Raw genomic sequence first — 15,045 nt, forward strand, 5'->3', positions numbered from 1 at the left:
GCTGCTCCTCGTTCGGATGCCGGGACTATATTCTAAAAGTTTTTGATTTCATTTAAAAGGGCGGTGAAGAACTCCGACTCGGCTACCACGTTGGCCTTTTCGCCGCGGCGGAATATAATTCCCTGACCCTTACCGCAGGCGATGCCGACATCGGCGTCCCGCGCTTCGCCGGGGCCATTAACGGCGCAGCCCATGACCGCCACTTTGATGGGCTTGTCGACGACCAGGAGGGCATCTCCGACCCGCTGGGCCAGACCGACAATGTCCACCTCCGTACGGGAACAAGACGGGCAGCTAACCAGGACAGCCCCCCGCTGGCGAAGGTTGAGGCTTTTCAGTATTTCGTAACCGGCGACGATCTCCTCGCGGGGGTGTGCCGAGAGCGATACACGGATGGTGTCACCGATGCCCTCAGCCAGGAGCGCCCCGATGCCCACCGCCGAACGGATGATACCGGTGCGCGGCGTCCCTGCCTCGGTCATGCCCAAGTGTAAAGGGTAATCCACCATGGAAGAAATCATTCGATAGGCCGCCACAGTCTCCGGCACATCGAAAGCCTTGAGCGAAATCTTGATCAGGTTAAAGTCCAGGCTTTCAAGGAGCCTTACCTGTACCATCGCCGAGTCAACCATCCTTTGGTGCAACGATTTCATCGGCTCGAACTCCGGCGGCAGGCTGCCGCCGTTGACGCCGATTCGAATCGGGATTTGTCTCTCTTTAGCCGCTGTTACCACCTGCTTGACGCGGTTAGCATCGCCGATATTGCCCGGGTTGATCCGCAAACCAGCAACGCCCGAGGCGATGGCCTTCAAAGCCAGGCGGTAATCGAAATGGATATCGGCGATGACTGGAATCGGGCTCCGACTCTTGATTTGCCGCAGTGCCTCGGCAGCCTCCATGTCCGGCACGCCGCAGCGGATGATCTCGCAACCAGCCGCGGCTAACTCTTTGATCTGGGCAACAGTCGCCGAAACGTCCCGGGTGTCGGTCTTGGTCATTGATTGGACACTAACGGGCGCACCGCCGCCGACAGTGACGCCGCCGATGTCAATGACCTTGCTTTGCCGCCGCTTCGTAATACTCTGGTATTCAGTCATTGGTTATACTTCGTTTTTCTGATTTATCCGCCGACAATTCTAAGGATATCCTGGAACGTCACCATGATGATCAAACCGATGAGGATAACGAAGCCGATGAAGTGGATCTTACCCTCGGCCTTCGGGTCAATGCGCTTTCCTCTCCGTGCCCACTCTATAACGACGAAGGCGATACGGCCGCCGTCCAGCGCCGGTATCGGCAGCAGATTCAGGATAGCCAAATTGAGTGACAGGAAAGCGGTGAACTCCAACAGTGGGGAAATTCCGGCTCGGGCTACCTCGCCGGTCATCTGGGCAATGCCGACCGGTCCGGCGATTTGTGCGTCGGCGCCGAAAACCATCATCAAAATGGAGTTTTTAAAAAGCACCATGGTCTCGCCGGCTTCACGCAATCCCTGGCCGATAGCCCGGAACAATGGCACAGTTGTTTCTTCGATGACGACATCGGCAGTCCGGGTGCGTATACCTACCGCGCCCTGTCCTTCGGGCGGGTTCCATCGAGGCGTCACAGAGACCGTCTGCGTTGTACCATCTGCCTTAACTATTTCCATGGGAATCGCTTCACCCAGATTCAGGATTATAACTCGGCCCAACTCATTGTTGTTGATAAGGTCACGACCATCCAGCCTGGTGATGACATCGCCGGGAACGATGCCAGCTTTTGAGGCCGGCGAGTCGGGCGATACCTCGACCACCTCGATCCGCCCTGAAGCTACGTCGTGTGGCAAGATCATAGCGGCGGTGAAAAATATTATAGGCAGCAGGGCGTTTACGGCCGCGCCGGATGCCAGCACGGTGATACGTTTGGCGTGACTTTTTGAGGCCAGCGAGCCCGGCGCCGTCGGGTCTTCCTCGCCGGACAGCTTGACGAAGCCGCCCAGCGGCAGCAGGTTGACCGAATACTCGGTTTCGCCCTTCTTGACAGCGAACAACCGCGGCGGGTAGCCGATGCCGAATTCGTTAACTTTAACCCCGAAGGCTTTGGCAGTAAAGAAATGCCCGGCTTCGTGGGACAGTACCACGACTGCCAGCACCAGCAGAAAGACCAATATCGTAAACAAACTAGAGACTCCTTGCCAGATCGGAAACTTTACGCCGCGCCCAGGCTTCAGCCGCGGCTATACTTTCTAACGAAATTTCGCTCACCGGGTTATGTCCATTGAGCGCTTTCCCCACCAGCCGGGCAATGTCGGTGAAGGCAATTTTGCGGTCGAGGAACAGATTGACCGCGGTTTCGTCAGCGGCAGACAAAACCGCAGGAAAGGTGTTTCCTCGTTTGCCCGCCTCGATAGCCAATTTTAGACAGGGGAATTTATCGAAGTCCGGTGCTGAAAAATCGAGACGACCGATTTTGACCCAATCAGCCCGCGGCAGGTCCGGGTTGTCCCAGCGTTCGGGGTAGGAAAGAGCGTATTGTATTGGAAGCCGCATATCCGGTGGTGAAAGTTGAGCTTTAATCGCGCCGTCGGCGAACTCGACCATCGAGTGGATGATGGACTGCGGGTGAATGACCACTTCGATGCGCTCGTAAGGCAAGCCGTAGAGCCGGTGTGCCTCGATAACCTCGAGGCCTTTGTTCATCAACGTCGCTGAGTCGATAGTCACCTTTTTGCCCATCTTCCACGAAGGGTGGGCCAGCGCCTGCTCCGGTGTCACCGCCGCTATTCTTTCGGCCGGGTAGTCGCGGAACGGCCCTCCGGAGGCTGTTAAAATGAGCTTTTCCGGTTGGTTGGGTTCGCCGGTGAGGCATTGCCAGATGGCCGAATGTTCCGAGTCTACCGGGCGGACCTGGGCGCCGTGCTTTCGGGCTTCAGCGAGCAATATCTCGCCGGCAGCGACTAGGCATTCCTTATTTGCCAGAGCGATTATCTTGCCTGCCCTCGCCGCTGCGAGGGCAGGACCCAGTCCGGCGCCTCCAGGGAGAGCGACGATGACGATATCTACATCGGGATGCGTCGCCATTGTCTCCAGCGGTAAGCATACTGAGTTGCCGCAAGTCAGCTGCTTGGCCGCGCAGGATATGAAACGGGGGCGGAATTCGTCAGCCTGTTTTTGCGCCAGTGTGAAATTTTCGCCCGCAGCCAAACCAACGACCGAAACTTTAGATGGATGCCGGCGGGCTACGTCCAGAGCCTGCTGTCCGATACTGCCGGTCGAACCCAGGACGGCTAGTTTTTTCGGTGTCATTACATAAACATAATACCGTAAACGAGGGGGTCTTGTCTTTTATAGCCGATGCCCTATAATTCAAATATGACTGAATTCAATCTCGTTTCCGATTTTGGACTCATGGGCGACCAACCACAGGCGGTGTCCGGTTTGACCCAGGGTTTGGCTGACGGCTTCAAGGACCAGACACTGCTCGGCGTCACCGGGTCGGGCAAAACCTTCACCATGGCTAACATTATCGCCCGCTGCGGCCGTCCGGCGCTGATTATCTCTCACAATAAGACTCTGGCTGCCCAACTCTACGCCGAATTCCGGGAGTTCTTCCCAAATAACGCTGTGGAGTATTTCGTCAGTTACTACGACTATTACCAGCCCGAGGCTTATGTCCCCTCAAAGGACATGTACATTGAAAAGGACGCCGACATCAACGACGAAATCGACAAGCTGCGGCATGCTGCCACCCGGTCGCTGCTGTCTCGGCGGGATGTCATTATCGTCGCCTCGGTGTCCTGCATCTACGGCCTGGGCGAGCCGGAAGAGTATATGAAGTTCATCCTGAATCTTGAGAAAGGGGCGAGGTACAATCGGAGCGACATTTTACGCCGCCTAGTGGACATGCAGTACGAGCGTAATGACCTTGACTTCTCCAGGGGGAAATTCCGCCTCCGCGGCGATACTCTGGAATTGCAGCCGGCTTACGAGGAAACCGCCCTCCGGGTGGAGTTCTTCGGCGAAGAGATCGAGCGCATAGTACGTATTGATCCGCTGACCGGAGAATACTTGGAAGAACTAAAGTTAGTCGACGTCTACCCGGCCAAACATTTCGTTACTTCACCGGAGAAGCTCATAAAGGCGATACAGGCCATCCGCGAGGAGCTGGCCGAGCGCACCGGTCAGCTCAAGAACGAGGGCAAGCTGCTCGAAGCGGCGCGCCTGGAGCAGCGCACAAACTACGACCTGGAGATGCTGGAGCAGGCCGGCTACTGCAACGGCGTGGAGAACTATGCCCGCCACCTCGCCGGCCGGCCCGCCGGATCATCCCCGTGGACGCTGCTAGACTACTTCCCCAAGGACTACATCCTGTTTATTGATGAGTCACACATGTCGCTGCCGCAAATACGTGGCATGTATAACGGCGATCGGGCACGTAAGGAAATCCTGGTGGACTACGGCTTCCGCCTGCCGTCCGCCCTGGACAACCGGCCACTCAATTTCTCGGAATTCCGGCAGCGGTTTTCCCAGGTAATATACGTTTCGGCGACGCCGGGGCTTTATGAAAAAGAGCATTCCCTAAACACTGTCGAGCAGCTTGTCCGACCGACCGGCTTGTTAGAGCCGGTGATAGAGGTCAAACCTGCGGAAGGTCAGGTTGACGACCTGATTCACCAGATAAAACTCCGCGTCGAAAAGGGTGAGCGCTGCCTGGTGACAACTCTCACCAAGAAACTTGCTGAGAAGCTGTCAGAATACCTCAGCGAATCCGGCATCAAGACCCAGTACCTTCATTCCGAGGTGGAGACCTTCGAACGTGTCGAGATTTTACGAGATTTGCGGCTTGGGGTCTACGACGTCGTCGTAGGCATCAACCTGCTGCGTGAGGGCCTGGACCTACCGGAAGTCTCACTGGTTGCCATCCTGGACGCTGACAAGGAGGGCTTTCTCCGTTCAGAATGGGCGCTCATCCAGACCATGGGCCGCGCCGCCCGCCATGTGGACGGGAAAGTCATCATGTACGCCGACACACTGACCGATTCCATGGACCGCGCCATCACCGAGATCAAGCGGCGGCGGGCTGTTCAGGAGGCCTACAATGCCAAGCACGGTATCACACCGCAGGGCATTCGGAAAGCCATCAAAGACATCACCGAGCGCATCCGCACCGCCGAGACAGTGTTGGCCGAGTCACAGGCCGCAGCCTACAAGGCTACGCCGCTGACGAAGGAAGACTTGGCGCGGCTCGTCCGAGAACTGGAGACACAGATGAAGCGCTCCGCCAAGCTGATGGACTTTGAGCGCGCTGCCCTTCTCCGTGATCGCATCGTGGAGTTGAAGCGGGAATTGATAGAGCCAGAGGCCAGACCCCATGGTAAATAGCGAAGAAAGAGATTACGGCACCCGCCAGGAGCGCCGAGAAAGGCGGCGGGCAGCCAAGGGCTCCAAGATGACCCATCACGGCAAGTCAATCGCTTTGATATACAGGCAAAGCGTTGAGCGGCGGGCCGGGGAAAAGAAATCTAGCAGATGACCAATAATCATTTCGACACCGGCAAATCCGCCCGCTTGGACAACCCAGGCCGCATCGCCGAGTTAAGGATTCCTGAACTTATCCGCGAGACCGGCGGGGTGAAAGCCGGGATGGTCTGCGTCGACCTGGGCTGCGGTACAGGGACGTTTGCCTTACCTATGGCGGAGATCGTCGGAACCACGGGCCATGTCTACGCCGTCGATGACTCCGACGCCATGCTCGATATCCTGAAATCCCGCAAGCCGCCAAAAAGTGTCCTGCCGGTCAAATCGGACTTCACTAAAACCAGCCTGGATGACGCTATCGCCGAATTCTGTCTGGCGGCATTCATCCTACACGAGACCAAAGAGCCGCAGAAGGCACTCGATGAAGCTTACCGGTTATTAAAGCCGGGCGGCAGGCTGCTGGCGATGGAGTGGCGGGCGGAATACGACAGCCCCGGCCCGCCGCAGAAGATAAGAATATCTGCCGAAAAAATTGAAGCCATGTTCCGTTGGGCGGGCTTTAAAGACTTCCGGTGCGATAACTGGACGGAGAAGCATTATTACAGTCTCGGCCTGAAATAGCGAAGACAGCCTGGTTCAACCTCCGGGCGGGTGGACGACGAGAACCGGCAGTGTCCCATACTGCATAATCTTCTCAGTGACGGAACCGAAGACCCAGCGAGTAATGCCGGAAAGACCGTGGGTGGACATGGCAATAAGATCGGCCTTGTTTTCTGATGCATATTTCAGGATTAGATCTGCCGCTGAGCCGGTCTTGACCACCGTTGACACCTTGATGCCCTTCTGCCGCAGTGTTTCGGCGCGCTTGGTTAAGAAGGCGTTCGCCTCTTTTTCGATTTCGGCGTCATCGATAGGCAACGTATAGGCGCCCAGGCCGTCGACGGAGGGCATATAGCGCACCGGTTCAACTACTTGGATGAGCACTATCTCGGCGCCGAAAGCCGGGGCCAGTTCAGCAACCAGGTCTAGCGCTGCCTGGCCGATGCCGGAACCGTCCAGCGGAACCAGGATCTTACTGAACAATGGTGAGCCCTCCGGCGGCGGGGTCTGAACCAGTATGGCGGGCTTGGTGATGCCTGAGAGTATCTTGGCCGCCGTCTTGCCCAACAGCACCGCGCCGCGGCCGGAGGAGCCGTGGGCGGACAGGATTACCAGGTCGGCATTTTTCTCGGCGATGAATTTGTTTATCTCATCCGGCGCCTTACCGCTGCGGAGGTAGGTCTGCCAGGCGGGAGCGCCTGGGTATTTAGTCTTGAGTCGTTCGTCGAGGTGCTGGTGGTAGCTGCGGAACAGGTTGGTAGTGTCCGCGCCTCCGCTTTCGTCCACAGAAACGAGTTCCAGGGCGGCTTGGAAGTGCTGCGCCAGGGCTAGACCATACGGCAGGGTGATCTCGGCCTCGGCCGATCCGTCCAGCGGTATCACCACCTGCTTGATCTGGGGCATGGAAGCCCTCGCTTTTTTCAGTCTTCGCCTGCGTTAACTTTAGTATACCCGCCGCTAACCGCGACGGCAAACACGGGTGACATCTTCACGCGATTTGGCTATAATACCGCCTATTAGACATAAAACCTTTCTGATCTGAGCCTGAGGTCGTGACTCACGCCTTAGGCTTTCGGTTTATGAGGTGATAAATGGCACTTCAACCGGTACAAAATGACGACGAAATCGAACCAGCTTTTCGATGTTTCTGCTGCGGCGTCTGCTGCTCTAAATACCAGGTTCAGATGACCATCGGCGAGGCTCACCGTATCGCCGAAAAGCTGAGGATTGAATGGGACACCTTCGAGTCGGGCTATCTTGACAATGCTTGGCCAGGCGTTAAAACGGTGCTTCTGCGCCACAGCGGCGGCCACTGCGTCTTTCTGGAACCTCAACCCGGCGACAGAACCTTCTTTTGCCGGATCCAGAAGTTCAAACCGGCTTCATGCGTCGAATGGAATGCCGACGCCGATAAAAAAGACTGCCGCGATGGGCTGGCAAAGAGCTGGAACCTAGGATTTGATGAAGCGGGTCATTTCGTCGGCAAAGCTGAAAACATTGCCTCGCTGCAGGCGTTCATCGTTTCGCTGGAATAAACTTAATTCGGCGTCAGGATTCTTTCGGCGCCGCAGCGTTTTTTTGGAACTGCTGTTTTTTCGCGATTTCTTCCAAAGGACGCAGAGTCGTACCGAGGTATTTTTTCACCTCGTTGGAGTCGTTGCAATTAGCGAAAAGCGACTTCAGGCTTATTTTGCCGCTCTTATAGAGTTCAGCCAACGCCTCGTCCATTGTCACCATGCCGTTTTCCCGGCTGGTAGTGATAACGTTGTGCAATTGGTAAACCTTACCATCCCGGATAAGGGCGCGCGCGGCTGGCGTGGCAATCATAAGCTCAACCGCGGCGATTCGCCCGGAACCATCGGCGCGCGGCACCAGCGTCTGGCATACGACCGCAATGAGCAGTGATGCCAGCCGGGTCTCGGCAAGATGCCGCTCTTGCGGCGGGAACAGATCTATGATTCGCTCAACCGCCTGAGGCGCTGAAGGTGCGTGGCTGGTGGAGAGCACCAGGTGCCCGGTTTCAGCTACGGCTAAGGCGGCGGCGGCTGTCTCCGGGTCGCGGATTTCGCCCAGCATGATGACGTCCGGGTTCTGTCTCAGGATATGCCGCAATGCTGAGGGGTAAGAGGTGGTGTCGTCTCCAAGCTGGCGCTGGGTGATAGCGCATTTGATCCGGCGGTGAACATATTCAATCGGATCTTCGATGGTGATGATATGGTGACCGCCGGTCTGGTTCAGGTGGTGGATCATCGCAGCCAGAGTGGTACTCTTACCGGAGCCGGTCGGGCCGGTGACCAGCAGCAAACCACGTGGTTGCTGCACCAGTTCCTTCAGAATCTGAGGCAGCTCAAGTTCGTCGATAGTCGGTACTTTCGGCGGCAGGAGCCGAATAGCCAGGCTCAAACCGTTCATCTGCCTGGCCACGTTACATCGCAGCCGGCCCAAGTCTTGCATAGAATATGCGAAATCCAGTTCTTTGGTGGTCAGGAAAACTTGACGCTGATCTTCATCGGCAAGCTGAACCAGAGCGACGTCAATATCGTGCGCCGTCAGATCCCCAAACCCTTCAACCGGCTGGAGTTCACCATCGATTCTAAGAAGCGGCGGGCTGTCGATCACTAATTGTAAATCTGATGCTTTCAGGTCAACTGCCGTGCGGACCAATTCGAGTACGTCCATAAGTTCAGTTTATATCTGGTAATCAATAAAATACAAGGGGTTTTAAAGAAATATTTTTCGTATTGGTTTAAATGAACGTGACAGTGACAATAATACCGTCCGCTTAGATCATTATTAATGCATAATCTGTCTTACGATAGTTAATATTATTTGCGCATAATAATGGAATATATCAGACTTGACCAGGAAATGATTTGACAGCCTCAGAAAACTTCAATGTGCTTGTTCCGCTAAAACTGAGATAGCGAAGTGCAGTGGAACAACTTAAATAATAATTCAGCTCATTAAAAAATAACGATTGACAACAAATAGCCTGATAGGTAGGATATTGGATTGTCAGGTGATGCATTGAAATGATGTTGTCGCTACGGCGTTTATCCTTTATTCTAGTCGTCGTTATTTCACTCCTGCCGTCAGCTTCCTGTACTCCTGTTGAGGAGCAGACCAGGGTGCTTAATGTTGGCCTGTTGCTGGGCAGCGGCGGTCTGGGTGATCGGTCTTTTAACGACTCTGCCCATGCCGGGCTTCTCGAAGCCCAAACGAAATACAACATCCGGTTTGAAACCGTCGCCTCTGGCAGCAAAGAAGCAAATATTGACGCCCTGCGCCTTTTTGCCCGCAGCGGGTATGATCTTATCATCGCCGTGGCGTTTGAAAACCTGGAGCCTTTGAAGATTGTGGCCGCAGAATTTCCAGGCGTCAAATTCGCCGGAATTGATTTTGAACTAGCCGCGCCCAATGTGTCCTCAATCGTCTACCGGGAGCAGGAAGCCGACTTTTTGATGGGCGCCTTGGCAGCGATGCTCACCCAAACCAAAAAGGTCTGTGTCATCGGCGGTACAGACATCCCGGCCATTCGCCGCATTATTTCAGGCTTTACTCAGGGAGCCGCCTATCAGGACCCTTCAGTCACAGTGATTACGGACTTTGCCGGCACCTTCGCCGATCCCCAGGTCGGCCTGGCGTTGGCGCTTAAACGTTATGGCGAGGGCGTGGATGTAATCCATAATGCCGCTTCACGCACCGGGCTGGGGATCATTCAGGCTGCCCAGCAGACCGGCAAGCTGACAATTGGCACCAGCGGCGACCAGCGCTATCTGGCTCCGGGCAATGTCGTCGGCAATCGCCCAAAACGAGTGGATACGGCGGTACTGCTACTCATAGAGGAAGTCAGGGATGATAAATTCATCGCTGGCACTCGTTCGCTGGGATTGAAAGAGAATGGTCTCTCGCTTGGCCCGTTCGATACCAACCTAGTGACACCGCAGATGGTGGCACGTCTTGATGAGCTGAAACAGAAGGTCATCGGCGGCCTTATAACGATATTGGCCGAATGATTTTGGAAAAGAAACGCTCGTCTCTGCCCGATAGCGGTTGGGTTAAGTTCAGCCTAAAACGGCAGTTAGTCACATCCAGCGTCATCTTCTGGATATTGGCGGTTAGCGTAGTCAGCCTGGCTTTTCTTGGGTTTGGTCAGAGTTATATGCTTCAAGAAACCAGCCAGCGCAATACCCAGATCGCTTCGATTATCGGCCGTGACCTAAATGCTCAAGTGGCGGAGATCCTGGCTGACGCCCGAAACTTTGGCCGGCATCTGGAATTGCTTAATCCGGATGTTTCTGGACAGGTCGGTGCCGCGGTATCGCTTCGGCTTTCGGCGCCTCAAAGATACCGAAGTATTTATTTTTATGATTCCCGGGGAGCGTTGCGTTTCTATATCAACGATAGTGTTGATAATTTGTTCAGGCTGACGAACGCGGAAATCCTGGCACGACCAGCGGCGCCAGTTAATGACTCCGTTCTAGATGCCTATATTTCATCTCGGGCACTGGGCACTTTTCTTTCGGAGGTAAACTTCAGCCCGATTGAAAATGTCCCGGTCATGTATCTGGGCCTACCGCTCAATCCAGCGTTAGGTACGGTAGTGCTAGAAATTGACCTTCAGGGTATTTGGGGTGGTATCCAGCAGATTACGTTCGGCCAAACCGGTTTCGTGTACCTGGTATCGCGTAGCGGAGAGATTGTTGCTCACCGGGAGCCGGCATTAATAGGCCGGCCGTTGCCGGAAGAACTATTGGATCTGATTGATGGCAACGAGGGTTCCGTAGAATATACCGAAGCCGAAAGCGGACAGGTTGTGCTATCAGCCTTCAGCCCGGTCGGGGGCTTGACCGGCTGGGGTGTTATCGTCCAGCAATCTGAGGCGGATGCCCATGCTCCGATTGACCGTATGGCAGCGACTATCGTCGCTCTCTGGGTAGCCATGGGTGTCATCGGCACCGCCGCCATCTTCCGGGCGGTGTCCAATCTGACCAGCCCCATTGTCAAGCTGACCGAGGCTACCAACAGCATCGCCGCTACGGGCAAATTAGCTCGAATATCAGCTTCGGACCGTACGGACGAGCTTGGGCAACTATCCCGCTCCTTCGACCGGATGATCGAGCGCCTCCAGGCTACCGAAGGCAAGCTGGAACACGCTGCGGCTGAAGAGCGTAACCGCCTGGCGAGAGACCTGCACGACGCGGTCAGCCAGACACTTTTTTCTACCTGTATTATCGCGGAAGTACTGCCCAAGCTGTGGGCTAAGAATCCGGAAGAAGGACGCCGGCGGCTGGATGAGATCCAGCGCCTGACCAGGGGTGCCCTGGCTGAAATGCGCACCCTACTCTTCGAACTGCGGCCACAGGTGTTGGCGGACGCAGATATGAGTTACCTGCTGCGCCAACTGGTGGAATCGTTCAACACCCGCCAACCCACCTCGGTGGATCTTCAAGTATCCGAAGAGTGCCAGCTGACTCCGGAGGTCAAGGTGGCCTTTTACCGCGTCGCCCAAGAAGCGCTCAACAATATTGCCAAGCACGCTCAAGCTAATCATATTATGATACAGATGCGCTGCGAATGCGGCTCTGCCGTGCTCAGCGTCAGTGACGATGGTTTGGGCTTTGATCGTTCAGCGACCAGGCCGGAAAGCCTTGGTCTGGGCATCATGCGAGACCGCGCCCGCGATATCGGGGCTGATCTTGAAGTAAAGAGTGAAATTGGCCGCGGCACCGTGGTGAATCTAAAATGGCGCCTGCCGGCCGGGGAGGAAATTCATGGCGGAGACTAAAGCGATCCGGGTTCTGCTGGTTGATGACCATAACGTGGTGCGCAGCGGGTTAAGCGCCATGTTAGCCGCTGAAGACGACCTTGAGCTAGTCGGCGAAGCTGCCGACGGGTCGGAAGGCGTCCGTCAGTGCGAAAAGTTGAAACCGGATGTTGTGCTGATGGATTTGTTGATGCCGGTGATGGACGGCGTTGCTGCAACCAAACTTATCCACGAGCGCTGCCCCGCGGCCAGAGTGATTATCCTGACCTCGTTCAAAGAGCGGGAACAGGTGGACGGAGCGCTCAAGGCTGGCGCCATGAGCTATTTGCTTAAGACAGTCTCGGCAGCTGAACTGGTAGCCGCTATCCGCGGCGCCATGGCCGGCCAGTCCAAGTTATCATCAGAAGCCACCCAGGTACTGATTGAAGAAATGCGGCATCCTTCAGCCCGGGATTATGATCTCACGGAACGGGAGAAAGAGATCCTGGCGTTGATGGTGGACGGCCTGCCTAACTCGGAAATCGCCGATCAACTTGGCGTCTCTGCCTCAACCGCCAAGTTCCACGTATCTAACATCCTCTCCAAGCTCGGTGTCACATCACGCACTGAAGCGGTGTCGATGGCGCTTAAGCAGAAACTGATCAAATAGCGACTTCAGGTGACGGCGCAGCTGCTCGGACTTTCTGGGTTACCAGGTGTGGGGCGGTTGTTCGAAATTACCGCTGATCTATCCTCTCGAAAACCCCGCTCGGCGCGTGGTATTCAAGCAGTTCCCCAGCCTGGAGGTCGAAGTACCAGCCATGGAGCGACAGCCTGCCGGCAGCCATTTTCTCGGTGATGAAAGGGAAGGTATGCAGGTTTTCCAGAGATAGCAATATCGAAGCCATCTCCACCGCCCGCCGCTGTAATTCAGGGCTTTTACCAGGCAGATCTGACAGCACCAGGTCCCGAGCTGCCGACGCAATATCCATCCATTTGGTCAGAAAGCCCATATGATTTTCACCGCGAGCGCCGGCCATCAGGGTGTTGATCCCGCCGCATCCGGAATGTCCCAGTACCACGATATGTTCAACTTCAAGCTGGCAAACTGCGAATTCAAGGGCAGCGCTGACGCCGTGGTTTCTGCCGTCGTCTTCGCAGGGCGGCACCAGGTTCGCCACGTTGCGCACGATGAAAATATCGCCGGGTCCGGCGCCGGTAAGCATAGCCGGGTCGACTCTGGAATCGGAGCAGCCGATGATCATTGTCCGGGGGTGCTGGCTGTGCTTCAGAGTGTCGAAACGGGAACCTCCGGCGCCGAAATAGTCCTCTCGGAAAGCCCTGAAACCAGTGATGAATCGCTCGATATCTTTCACTACCTTATTTGCTCATAAATAATGTGAGGATGCAACTCGTGGCCTGCAATGCTATAATCCTCCAATTATGGAATTGACGCGTGAAGAAGTCCTTCACATAGCCCGGCTGGCTCGGCTCGGTATCGATGATGCTGAAGTAGATCGGCTGCAAAGTCAACTCTCGGACATCCTTGGCCATTTTGCCGTATTGTCACAGGTGGACACCGATGGTGTGCCGCCTACCGCCCACACTGTAGCCCAGTACAACATTCTCGGCTACGACGAACCTATTTCATCGCTGTCGATTGACGCCGTGCTATCGAATGCCCCGGAGCGAGAGGGCGACTTCTTCCGCATCCGAGCTGTGCTCGAATAAACCATGACCATCGACGTTTGTGCATTCACCATAGCCGAGGCGGGGAGACTTCTCAGGGCTAAAGAGCTATCCTCAATCGAACTAACCCGCGCCTACCTTGATCGTATCGATGCCGTCGATCCAAAAATTCAGGCGCTTATGACCGTTACCGGGGGCGTCGCCTTCGATCAGGCCAAGGTAGCCGACGCAATCCTTGCCCGCGGCGAGGGTCATCCTTTGACCGGTATACCCATCATCCTGAAGGATGTCCTGTGCACAAAAGGCATCCGCACTACCTGTTCGTCAAAGATGCTTCAGAATTTCATTCCGCCATATGACGCTGCTGTTGTCGAGCGCCTGCGTACCCTCGGTGCCGTAATCATCGGCAAGAGCAACATGGACGAGTTCGCCATGGGTTCCTCGACCGAGAACTCGGCTTATTTCACCACCAAAAATCCCTGGGATACGACGCGCGTTCCCGGCGGCTCCAGCGGCGGCTCGGCGGCGGCGGTGGCCGCGGGACTGGCCCCGGTCGCCCTGGGCTCCGACACTGGCGGCAGTATCCGTCAGCCGGCGGCTTTCTGCTCTGTGGTTGGCCTGAAGCCGACCTACGGGTTGGTGTCGCGCTATGGGCTTATCGCCTTCGCTTCGTCGCTGGACCAAATAGGCCCGTTCACTAAGGATGTCGCCGATACCGCCCTCATGCTGAATGCCATCGCCGGGTACGACCCGCGCGATTCCACCTCCGTGCCGCAGCCCGAGAACGACTACTATAGTTGTCTGGGTGACAGCGTCAGGGGGATGCGGATCGGAGTACCTCAGGAGTACCTGGCCCAAGGGGTCACCCCAGAGGTAAAGGCCGCCGTCGACGCCGCACTCAAGGTCTATGAGGACCTGGGCTGCAGCATCGAGGAGTGTTCCCTGCCGACCACCGACGCCGCCCTAGCCGTTTATTACATCATCGCCCCGTCGGAGGCCTCGGCCAACCTAGCCCGCTACGACGGCGTTAAATACGGCTTCTCCCATAAAGAGACCGATAGCATGTGGCAGGCCATGGAAAAAACCCGGGCCATCGGTTTCGGGTCGGAGGTCAAGCGCCGCATCATGCTGGGCACCTATGCCCTGTCCGCCGGCTACTACGACGCCTGGTACGTCAAAGCGCAGAAGGTACGCACCGTCATCCGCCGCGAGTTTGACGAGGTTTTTACCAGGTACGACGCCCTGATTACTCCCACGGCGCCGACGGTGCCGTTCAAGATTGGTGAGAAAGCCGCCGACCCGTTTTCTATGTACCTGTCTGACATCTGCACCATCCCGGTCAACATCGCCGGCATCCCCGGCATCTCCATCCAGGGCGGCTTCCACAACGGTCTGCCCATCGGGTTGCAGATCATCGGTAAACCTTTTGACGAGAAGACCATTTTAACACTTGGTTACGCCTTCCAGCAGGTCACCGACTGGCATCTGCGGCAGCCGCAGCTTTAGGCAAGTTCCAAAAAACCGTTCGCGATGAGCGTGTGGAACGGAAGCTTT

Annotated in this window: 15 protein-coding genes; 9 read left to right on the top strand and 6 right to left on the bottom strand. The window is 56.0% G+C overall.

The features are described 5' to 3' along the window. Positions 1-32: 32 nt before the first annotated feature. From ispG to dxr, 3 genes are read right to left on the bottom strand one after another with little or no spacing between them, the layout of a single operon-like run. Positions 33-1,079: a flavodoxin-dependent (E)-4-hydroxy-3-methylbut-2-enyl-diphosphate synthase gene (ispG, locus tag ABV300_RS01835; protein ID WP_353715346.1), complete on the bottom strand. Its 1,047-nt coding sequence runs from the start codon at positions 1,077-1,079 to the stop codon at positions 33-35. Between the two features lie 41 nt (positions 1,080-1,120). Beyond that, positions 1,121-2,158 (bottom strand): M50 family metallopeptidase, encoded by a 1,038-nt coding sequence (locus ABV300_RS01840; RefSeq protein WP_353714860.1) that lies wholly within the window; start codon positions 2,156-2,158, stop codon positions 1,121-1,123. Between the two features lies 1 nt (position 2,159). Then, positions 2,160-3,284, bottom strand: coding sequence for a 1-deoxy-D-xylulose-5-phosphate reductoisomerase (gene dxr, locus ABV300_RS01845; RefSeq protein ID WP_353714861.1), 1,125 nt, complete (start codon positions 3,282-3,284; stop codon positions 2,160-2,162). 66 nt (positions 3,285-3,350) lie between these two features. Between dxr and uvrB the strand changes: the two genes are divergently transcribed. Genes uvrB through ABV300_RS01860 form a run of 3 tightly spaced genes read left to right on the top strand, consistent with a single transcriptional unit; the run spans position 3,351 to position 6,077 of the window. Continuing rightward, a complete protein-coding gene (gene uvrB, locus ABV300_RS01850; protein WP_353714862.1) occupies positions 3,351-5,360 on the top strand; it encodes an excinuclease ABC subunit UvrB in 2,010 nt (669 codons plus the stop codon). Next, positions 5,350-5,511 (top strand): hypothetical protein, encoded by a 162-nt coding sequence (locus ABV300_RS01855; RefSeq protein ID WP_353714863.1) that lies wholly within the window; start codon positions 5,350-5,352, stop codon positions 5,509-5,511. Before uvrB ends, ABV300_RS01855 begins: the two co-directional genes overlap by 11 nt. After that, the gene (locus tag ABV300_RS01860) at positions 5,508-6,077 is read left to right on the top strand and encodes a class I SAM-dependent methyltransferase (RefSeq protein WP_353714864.1); all 570 of its coding nucleotides are present in this window, start codon (positions 5,508-5,510) and stop codon (positions 6,075-6,077) included. The genes ABV300_RS01855 and ABV300_RS01860 overlap by 4 nt, the downstream gene beginning before the upstream one ends. A gap of 15 nt (positions 6,078-6,092) precedes the next feature. Here ABV300_RS01860 and ABV300_RS01865 read toward each other — a convergent pair whose 3' ends face one another. Next, a complete protein-coding gene (locus ABV300_RS01865) occupies positions 6,093-6,959 on the bottom strand; it encodes a universal stress protein (protein ID WP_353714865.1) in 867 nt (288 codons plus the stop codon). 188 nt (positions 6,960-7,147) lie between these two features. Here ABV300_RS01865 and ABV300_RS01870 point away from each other — a divergent pair, with 188 nt between their 5' ends. Then, positions 7,148-7,591 carry a YkgJ family cysteine cluster protein gene (locus tag ABV300_RS01870; RefSeq protein WP_353714866.1) on the top strand — a complete coding sequence of 148 codons (444 nt, stop codon included), beginning with the start codon at positions 7,148-7,150 and terminating at the stop codon, positions 7,589-7,591. 13 nt (positions 7,592-7,604) lie between these two features. Here ABV300_RS01870 and ABV300_RS01875 read toward each other — a convergent pair whose 3' ends face one another. Beyond that, the gene (locus ABV300_RS01875; RefSeq protein ID WP_353714867.1) at positions 7,605-8,735 is read right to left on the bottom strand and encodes a PilT/PilU family type 4a pilus ATPase; all 1,131 of its coding nucleotides are present in this window, start codon (positions 8,733-8,735) and stop codon (positions 7,605-7,607) included. A gap of 353 nt (positions 8,736-9,088) precedes the next feature. Here ABV300_RS01875 and ABV300_RS01880 point away from each other — a divergent pair, with 353 nt between their 5' ends. Genes ABV300_RS01880 through ABV300_RS01890 form a run of 3 tightly spaced genes read left to right on the top strand, consistent with a single transcriptional unit; the run spans position 9,089 to position 12,472 of the window. Beyond that, a complete protein-coding gene (locus ABV300_RS01880; RefSeq protein WP_353714868.1) occupies positions 9,089-10,072 on the top strand; it encodes a BMP family ABC transporter substrate-binding protein in 984 nt (327 codons plus the stop codon). Continuing rightward, positions 10,069-11,844: a histidine kinase gene (locus ABV300_RS01885; protein ID WP_353714869.1), complete on the top strand. Its 1,776-nt coding sequence runs from the start codon at positions 10,069-10,071 to the stop codon at positions 11,842-11,844. The genes ABV300_RS01880 and ABV300_RS01885 overlap by 4 nt, the downstream gene beginning before the upstream one ends. Beyond that, the gene (locus ABV300_RS01890) at positions 11,831-12,472 is read left to right on the top strand and encodes a response regulator transcription factor (protein ID WP_353714870.1); all 642 of its coding nucleotides are present in this window, start codon (positions 11,831-11,833) and stop codon (positions 12,470-12,472) included. Before ABV300_RS01885 ends, ABV300_RS01890 begins: the two co-directional genes overlap by 14 nt. A gap of 67 nt (positions 12,473-12,539) precedes the next feature. Here ABV300_RS01890 and ABV300_RS01895 read toward each other — a convergent pair whose 3' ends face one another. Continuing rightward, on the bottom strand, positions 12,540-13,178 hold the full coding sequence (locus ABV300_RS01895; protein WP_353714871.1) for a carbonic anhydrase: 639 nt from the start codon (positions 13,176-13,178) through the stop codon (positions 12,540-12,542). A gap of 67 nt (positions 13,179-13,245) precedes the next feature. Between ABV300_RS01895 and gatC the strand changes: the two genes are divergently transcribed. After that, complete coding sequence (gene gatC, locus ABV300_RS01900; protein WP_353714872.1) at positions 13,246-13,533, top strand: Asp-tRNA(Asn)/Glu-tRNA(Gln) amidotransferase subunit GatC; 288 nt, start codon at positions 13,246-13,248, stop codon at positions 13,531-13,533. Positions 13,534-13,536: 3 nt separating this feature from the next. Beyond that, positions 13,537-14,997: an Asp-tRNA(Asn)/Glu-tRNA(Gln) amidotransferase subunit GatA gene (gatA, locus tag ABV300_RS01905; RefSeq protein WP_353714873.1), complete on the top strand. Its 1,461-nt coding sequence runs from the start codon at positions 13,537-13,539 to the stop codon at positions 14,995-14,997. Positions 14,998-15,045 lie beyond the last annotated feature (48 nt).

This window comes from Dehalogenimonas sp. 4OHTPN, from assembly GCF_040448695.1.
GTDB lineage: Bacteria > Chloroflexota > Dehalococcoidia > Dehalococcoidales > Dehalococcoidaceae > Dehalogenimonas.

Bases quoted from the DNA above. Each gene is read 5' to 3' on its own strand.
- ABV300_RS01870 (WP_353714866.1), top strand. From the start codon at position 7,148: ATGGCACTTCAACCGGTACAAAATGACGACGAAATCGAACCAGCTTTT.
- uvrB (WP_353714862.1), top strand. From the start codon at position 3,351: ATGACTGAATTCAATCTCGTTTCCGATTTTGGACTCATGGGCGACCAA.
- ABV300_RS01855 (WP_353714863.1), top strand. From the start codon at position 5,350: ATGGTAAATAGCGAAGAAAGAGATTACGGCACCCGCCAGGAGCGCCGA.
- gatA (WP_353714873.1), top strand. From the start codon at position 13,537: ATGACCATCGACGTTTGTGCATTCACCATAGCCGAGGCGGGGAGACTT.
- ABV300_RS01860 (WP_353714864.1), top strand. From the start codon at position 5,508: ATGACCAATAATCATTTCGACACCGGCAAATCCGCCCGCTTGGACAAC.
- ABV300_RS01885 (WP_353714869.1), top strand. From the start codon at position 10,069: ATGATTTTGGAAAAGAAACGCTCGTCTCTGCCCGATAGCGGTTGGGTT.
- ABV300_RS01890 (WP_353714870.1), top strand. From the start codon at position 11,831: ATGGCGGAGACTAAAGCGATCCGGGTTCTGCTGGTTGATGACCATAAC.
- gatC (WP_353714872.1), top strand. From the start codon at position 13,246: ATGGAATTGACGCGTGAAGAAGTCCTTCACATAGCCCGGCTGGCTCGG.
- ABV300_RS01880 (WP_353714868.1), top strand. From the start codon at position 9,089: ATGATGTTGTCGCTACGGCGTTTATCCTTTATTCTAGTCGTCGTTATT.
- ABV300_RS01875 (WP_353714867.1), bottom strand. From the start codon at position 8,735: ATGGACGTACTCGAATTGGTCCGCACGGCAGTTGACCTGAAAGCATCA.
- ABV300_RS01865 (WP_353714865.1), bottom strand. From the start codon at position 6,959: ATGCCCCAGATCAAGCAGGTGGTGATACCGCTGGACGGATCGGCCGAG.
- dxr (WP_353714861.1), bottom strand. From the start codon at position 3,284: ATGACACCGAAAAAACTAGCCGTCCTGGGTTCGACCGGCAGTATCGGA.